Below are 6,688 nucleotides of genomic sequence, written 5' to 3'. Positions count from 1 at the left end.
GGCGGGGGTCGCGCGGCGGCGCCCCGGGTCAGCGAGCGCCGGCCCCGGCCGCCATCGCGGCGCGGGCGGTATCGAGCGACTGTTCCAGATAGGCGCCGTAGAAGTCCGGCTGCATGCCGCGCAGCGGCGGCGCGGCCGGCCGGCCCTTGCCGTCGAGGAACAGCACTGTCGGCGCGAAGCGGATGCCGTGCGCGCGGGCCCAGGCCCGCGCCGTGGTGGCACGTCCGTCGGCATCGCGAATCGGCGTGGCGGCGCTCATGTCGAGCTCGCGCGCCGCGATCTGGCCGGCGGCGGCTTGCGGCCCCAGGTAGTTGCGCCGTACCGCCTCGCAATAGCCGCAGTTCGGCAGCGTCACCAGCACCACCAGCGGTTCGCCGCGCTGGCTCGCCGCACGGGTTTCCGCCGCCAGGTCGCTGACGGCGGGTAGATGGGCGGCGCTCGCCGACCGCGCCGAGGGCGCGGCCAGCGCCAGCAGCAGGCCGGTCAGCAAGACCAGGGCAGCGCTTCGGCGCCATGCCGCGCCAACGCAGCGGGCCGGAAAGTCCAAAAACATAATGAAATATCGAGATTAGAAAGACACTGCGCCAGTGCCTGATCCCCGATAATAGCGGCTCGGCCGCACCCCTGCCGGGGTGGCGTGCCGTGCCCTTTTTTCGACCCGTCTTTCCCCGACTTCCGATGTCTCGCCTTTCGTTCCTCCGCCGGCCGGCCCGGTGTTGCGCCGGCTTGGCGGTGGCCGCGCTGCTCGCCTGCTCGCCGCGCTACGACTGGCGCACCATCCAGTCCAACGAGGGCGGCTATGCCGCGCTCTATCCCGGCAAGCCGACCAGCGCCGCGCGCGATGTCGCCATCGCCGGCCGCAAGCTGCCGATGACGATGGAGGCCGCCCGCGTCGACGAGACGCTGTTCGCGGTCGGGGTGGTCAGCCTCCCTGGCGACGACGCATCGCTGCGCGCCGAAGCGCTGTCGGCGATGCAGACCGGTCTGCTCGCCAATCTGGGCAACGCGCCGACCGAGCCGGTGCAGACGCGCGCGGTCACCGTGATGTCGTCGGCCCAGCCGCCGGTGGCGCTGCCCGGGATCGAGATCCGCGTGGCCGGCGTCTCCCCGCAGGACAAGACGCCACGCCGGCTGACCGCGCGGCTGGTCGCCAAGGGCAGCAAGGTCTACCAGGCGGTCGTGCTCGAGGCCGGCGACGCCGCGCGCGACCAGCGCCAGGCCGAGCAGGTCGAACAGTTCCTGGCCGGCTTCCATCCGTTCTGATGCGTTCCCGTCCCGGCCCGCGCAGCAGCCGTCCCGGCTTGTCCATGCGACCGTCCTCGCTGCTGCGCCGCGGCGAGGGGGCGCTGGTGTTCGTCTGCTTCGCCGCCGCCTACGTGCTGTCGTACGGGCTGCGCACCATCAATGCGGTGATCGCGCCCGAGCTGATCGCCGACATGCGGCTGTCGAACGCCGACCTGGGCCTGCTGTCGTCGGCCTACTTTCTGGCCTTCGCCGCGATGCAGCTGCCGGTCGGGCAGTGGCTGGACCGGCGCGGCGTGCGGCGGGTGGAAACCGTGCTGCTGCTGGTCGCCGCCCTCGGCGCGCTGGTATTTGCGCTGGCCGGCTCGGCGGCGACCTTGTGGCTGGGCCGGGCACTGATCGGCGCGGGCGTGTCGGCCTGCCTGATGGCTTCCTACACCGCCTATCGCCGCTGGTTTCCGACCGCGCGCCAGAGCCAGCTGTCGGTCTGGATGCTGGTCGCCGGCAGCGGCGGCGCGCTGATGACGACGCTGCCGGTGCAGGTGGTGCTGCCGTGGCTGGGCTGGCGCGGCGTGTTCCTGGTGATGGCCGGCCTGCTGCTGGTGTCGGCGCTGGCGCTGTATCGGGGCCTCGCGCGGGTCGAACGGCGCAGTGCGCGGCTGGCACGCGGCGCCGAGCGGGCCCGGGTGTTCGTCGACAGCGTGGACGGCCTTCACGACACGCCCGCGCTGCCGGCAGGCGAGATGGCCGGCGGCTATCGCGCCCTGCTGCGCCATCCGGCCTTCGTCCGCGTGCTGCCCTTCGGCCTGCTGAATCAGGCCGGCTTCATGGCGGTGCAGACGCTGTGGGTCGGCCCCTGGCTGGTCGACGTGCTCGGTTTCGGGCCGGACCGCAGCGCGCAGATCCTGTTCATCTTCAATATCGCGCTGCTGTCCGGCTATCTGCTGCTGGGCTGGCTGGCGCCGCGGCGCGCGCGCGATCCGGTCGAATCGGCGCGGCTGGTGATGATCGGCGCCGGGCTGACGCTGGTGCTGCAGGCGGCGATCATCGCCTGGACCGCGCCGGCGGCCTGGCTGCTGTGGCCGCTGCTGGCGATGTGCGCGAGCACGCTGTCGCTGATTCTCAGCACGCTGAGCCTGGCATTTCCCGCCGAAGTGGCGGGGCGCGCCAATACCACCTACAACCTGCTGGTGTTCGGCGGCAGCTTTCTGATCCAGTGGGGGGTGGGCATCGCGATCGACCTGTTCCGCGAGGCCGGGCTGCCGCAGGCCGACGCCTTCCGCGCGGCGCTGGGCGGGCTGCTGGCGCTGCAGCTCGTCGGCTATCTCTGGTATGCGCTGGTGCCGCGGCTGTGGCGGCGGGCGGCGGGCTGAGCGTCGCCGGCGTTTGGAAAGGTCCGCGGTTTGGAAGTTCGGGCCTTGGAAGAGTTCGGGCCTTGGAAAGATCCGGGGTTTGAAAAAGTCCAGGCTGGGAAGAAACAAGAAGGAGCAAATCATGCGTTGGGAAATCTGGCTTGCCTATTTCGCGGCCTGCTGGGCGATCGCGGTCTCGCCGGGCTCGGGGGCCGTGCTGTCGATGAGCCACGGTCTGTCCTATGGGCTGCGCAAGACCACCACGACGATCCTCGGCCTGCAGACCGGGCTGCTGATCGTGCTGCTGGTCGCCGGCGGCGGGCTCGGCGCGCTGCTGATCGCGTCCGAGCATGCCTTCGCGGCGGTCAAGACGGTGGGCGCGCTGTACCTGATCTATCTGGGCGTGCAGCAATGGCGGGCGCGCGTCGAGCTGGAGCCGAACGACACCAGTGGCGAGGCAAATGGCGAGGCAAATGGTGGGTCGAATGGCGGGCCGAATGGCGGGCCGAATGGCGGCGGCAAGAGCGTGCGCGGCGTGCGCGCGGCCGCGATGAGTCCGCGACGGCGTTTCGCCACCGGCCTGCTGACCAATGTCACCAATCCGAAGGGCATCGTCTTCATGGTCGCGGTGCTGCCGCAGTTCATCGATGCGGCCCGGCCGCTGGCGCCGCAACTGGCGATCCTGGCCGTGACGATGTGCGCGGTCGACCTGATCGTGATGCACGGTTACGCGCTGCTGGCCTCGCGCATGCAGGGCCTGTTTCGGGACGCCCGCGCGATGCGCTGGCAGAACCGCGTGTTCGGCAGCGTGCTGATGGCGGTCGGTGCCGCGCTGTTCTTCGTGCGGCGCCAGCCCGGCTGAACGATGTCGGAGGGAGCCGGCTGGCGATCCCCCGGCCGGTTTGCTTCAATGGTGGTTACCTTGCCCCTGGAGCCAGCCGATGCCGCGCCGCGCCGACCATACCGTTCCACCGATAGAAGACCCGCCCCCGCCCGGCGTGCCGCCGGATCATCCGCCGATCGAGGACGAGCCCGAACCGCCGGGCGAGCCGCCTGAGGCTCGGCGTTAAGTCGACGGCCTTGTTTGCTCCCCTCTCCCGCCAGAGGGAGAGGGGAGATTGACAGCAACGCGCCGCCACCGCGCTGGTTTGCTCCCCTCTCCCACTTGTGGGAGAAGGGCCGGGGGAGAGGGCAGGGCGCTCAAATGATCAGCGCTGTCCGAATGGCCACCGCCGTTCCCTCTCCCCCGACCCCTCTCCCGCCAGCGGGAGAGGGGAGCCAGTTGAACCGCGCCGCATCGCTAAACCGGGCGCAACACCCGCCGGTACTGCACGGCCTCCGCCGCATGCGCCGCGCCGATGACGTCCGCGCCGCCCAGATCCGCAATGGTGCGCGCCACCTTCAGCACGCGAAAATAGGACCGCGCCGACCACCCCAGCCGCGCCATCGCCGCGCGCAGCAGCCCCTGCGCCTGCTCGTCCAGCGGGCAATGCCGGTCGATCTGCTGTCCCGTCAGTTCGCCGTTCGGTTTGCCCTGCCGTTCCAGCTGCCGTGCCCGGGCCGCCAGCACGCGTGCGCCGATCGCGGCGCTGTCCTCGCCGGGCGGGCCGTCGAGCGTCTCCTGCTGGCTTTGCGCCGGCACCTCGATCTGCAGGTCGATCCGGTCCAGCAGCGGCCCGGACAGCCGCGACTGGTAACGCTGGATCTGGTCGGGCGTGCAGCGGCAGGCGCGGGTCGGATGACCCTGATAGCCGCACGGGCACGGGTTCATCGCCGCGACGAACTGGAAGCGCGCCGGGAAGTCGGCCTGCCGGCCGGCACGCGAAATCGTGATGCGGCCCGACTCCAGCGGCTCACGCAGGACCTCCAGCACGCGCCGCTCGAACTCGGGCAACTCGTCGAGGAACAGCACGCCGTGATGCGCCAGCGAGATCTCGCCGGGGCGCGGGTCGCCGCCGCCGCCGACCATCGCCGCCGCCGACGCGGTATGGTGGGGCGAGCGGAACGGCCGGCGGCCCCAGCGCTCGGTCTGGAAGCCCGCGCCGGTCAGGCTCAGCACCGCGGCAGATTCGAGCGCCTCCTGCAGCGTCATCGGCGGCAGCAGCCCCGGAAAGCGCTGCGCCAGCATCGACTTGCCGGTGCCCGGCGGGCCGATCAGCAGCGCCGAGTGCTGGCCGGCTGCCGCGACCTCCATCGCGCGGCGCGCCTGCCCCTGGCCGCGAACATCGCGCATGTCCGGCATGCCGGCGGGTGAACCCGCCACGGGGGACGTCGCCGCGGGCCTGGCTCGCGCCAGCGGCGGGCCGGTGCGGGCCAGGTGGGCGCAGACCTCGGGCAGCGAAGCGGCCGCCAGCACCGTGACCGACTCGACCAGCGCCGCCTCGGCGCCGTTGCCGGCCGCCACCACGAACGCGCGTGCGGGGCCGCCCGCTGTGCCGCCCGCCAAGCCGCTCGCTGTACCGCTCGCTGTGCCGCCCGCCAAGCCGCTCGCTGTACCGCTCGCTGTGCCGCCGGCCAAGCCGCCCGCTGGGCCGCACACCGTGCCGGCTTGCTCGCGCGCCAGCCCCATCGCCATCGCCAGCGCGCCGCGCACCGGCCGCAGTGCCCCCGACAGCGACAGCTCCGCCGCGAACTCGTAGCCGTCCAGCGCCGCTGCGGGGATCTGCCCGCTTGCCGCCAGGATGCCAAGCGCGATGGCCAGGTCGAAGCGGCCCGATTCCTTGGGCAGATCGGCCGGCGCCAGATTGACCGTGATGCGGCGGTTCGGGAATTCGAAGCCGCAGTTAAGGATCGCCGCGCGCACGCGCTCGCGGCTCTCGCGCACCTCGGTCTCGGCCAGCCCGACGATGGCGAAGGCCGGCAGGCCGTTGGCCAGATGGGTTTCGACCGAGACCGGCGGCGCGTCGATGCCGGTCAGCGCGCGGCTGCGCAGGACGGCGAGGTGCATGGAGGCGATCCGGGCGATGAGGTGGACGTGGACGGCGGGCCTGCAGGAGAGCCCGCCTGCCAACGATGACTGACGACGCAAGGACGCGATCCGATGCGTCACCGATTTATTAACGCCGCCGTAAACGCAGAAGGCCGCCGGTTGCCCGGCGGCCTTCGCCTGATGCGTGGTCTGGAGCGTTCAGCCGGCCAGGCCCGGATTGGTCGGTCCGGTGCCCGGCTCGGGCGTGGCCGCGCCCGGTACCGAGGACGTGGTGGACGCCGTGGTGCCCGCGCCGGCGGTGCCGACCGTGGCCGGCCCCACCCCCGTCACGCCGGTCACGCCCGCCATGCCGGCACGCCGTTCGAGATCGGCGACGCGCATTTCCAGTTCTTCGAGCCGCGCGCGCGTGCGGGCCAGCACCTGCGACTGCACGTCGAATTCCTCGCGCGTGACCAGGTCGAGCTTGGCAAAGCCCTGGGTCATCATGCTGCGCACGTTCTTTTCGATGTCTTTGGCGGGCGAGTTGCGCAGGACTTCGCTGACCTTGCTCTGCAGGTCGTTGAAGAGATCGGTCGGTTTCATCGGTTTCTCCTTCTGCACCGTCGGGGTGCATCGATCGGGGGCGGCGGGGGCGACCGGACGGGCGCATCTGCACGTTATCGGTGCAGCGCGCGCCCGTGGCGGCGGCCGGCACCAGCCGGTGGCATGGGCCGATTATGGCCCGTGAAGCGCGCGGGGAAAAGCGGCTTCGACCTGGCGGACACAGCATTTAACCCGGCACGGCCCGTGCGGCCCCGTGTGGCGGGCTTTCCGAAGGCTGATTGAAACGGCCTTGCCACTGGCGGCAAGCGCGCATCGCCCGGGCAGCCGACGCGCGCCCCCACCGCTGCTCACCCTGGCATGGCAGTTGCAGTATTGGGCTGACAAAGAAGTCCCGAGCCCAAAGGAAAAGGAGAAGAAATCCATGAAGACGCTGGCCCTCGCCATCGGCGCGCTGACGCTGTGCGGTTCCGCCACCACCGCGCTGGCGCAGAGCGCGCCCGCGACCGCCGAAGCGGCCTCGCCGCATACGTTCACGGCGAACGTGACGCTGGCCTCCGAATACCGCTACCGCGGCATCATGCAGACCAATCGCCGGCCGGCGATCCAGGGCGGTTTCGACTAC

The 6,688-nt window shown here is 71.5% G+C and carries 6 protein-coding genes and 1 pseudogene; 4 read left to right on the top strand and 3 right to left on the bottom strand.

Annotated elements, in window-relative coordinates:
* Window positions 1-28: 28 nt before the first annotated feature.
* Window positions 29-553 carry a thioredoxin fold domain-containing protein gene (locus tag HTY53_RS24455; protein WP_174109179.1) on the bottom strand — a complete coding sequence of 175 codons (525 nt, stop codon included), beginning with the start codon at window positions 551-553 and terminating at the stop codon, window positions 29-31.
* 125 nt (window positions 554-678) lie between these two features.
* On the opposite strand from HTY53_RS24455, the gene HTY53_RS24450 reads away from it, so the two are divergent.
* The 3 genes from HTY53_RS24450 (at window position 679) to HTY53_RS24440 (ending at window position 3,456) form a co-directional block, all read left to right on the top strand.
* On the top strand, window positions 679-1,263 hold the full coding sequence (locus tag HTY53_RS24450; protein ID WP_174109178.1) for a hypothetical protein: 585 nt from the start codon (window positions 679-681) through the stop codon (window positions 1,261-1,263).
* 44 nt (window positions 1,264-1,307) lie between these two features.
* Entirely contained in the window at window positions 1,308-2,615 is a 1,308-nt protein-coding gene (locus HTY53_RS24445) for an MFS transporter (RefSeq protein WP_174109177.1), read from the top strand.
* Window positions 2,616-2,736: 121 nt separating this feature from the next.
* The gene (locus HTY53_RS24440; RefSeq protein ID WP_174109176.1) at window positions 2,737-3,456 is read left to right on the top strand and encodes a LysE family transporter; all 720 of its coding nucleotides are present in this window, start codon (window positions 2,737-2,739) and stop codon (window positions 3,454-3,456) included.
* Window positions 3,457-3,894: 438 nt separating this feature from the next.
* Here HTY53_RS24440 and HTY53_RS24435 read toward each other — a convergent pair whose 3' ends face one another.
* Window positions 3,895-5,541, bottom strand: a complete 1,647-nt coding sequence (locus HTY53_RS24435) for a YifB family Mg chelatase-like AAA ATPase (RefSeq protein ID WP_174109175.1) — start codon at window positions 5,539-5,541, stop codon at window positions 3,895-3,897.
* A 330-nt stretch (window positions 5,542-5,871) separates the two neighbouring features.
* A pseudogene (locus HTY53_RS24430) lies at window positions 5,872-6,105 on the bottom strand (accessory factor UbiK family protein); the annotation flags it as partial.
* A gap of 382 nt (window positions 6,106-6,487) precedes the next feature.
* Here HTY53_RS24430 and HTY53_RS24425 point away from each other — a divergent pair.
* On the top strand, window positions 6,488-6,688 hold a 201-nt coding region (locus HTY53_RS24425), incomplete at its 3' end, for a TorF family putative porin (protein WP_217435745.1).

Origin of the sequence: Cupriavidus gilardii (assembly GCF_013314895.1) — a bacterium.
Lineage (GTDB): Bacteria > Pseudomonadota > Gammaproteobacteria > Burkholderiales > Burkholderiaceae > Cupriavidus > Cupriavidus gilardii_C.
The sequence above is the reverse complement of the archived record's forward strand: the minus strand, read 5'-3'. Positions and strand labels throughout refer to the sequence as shown.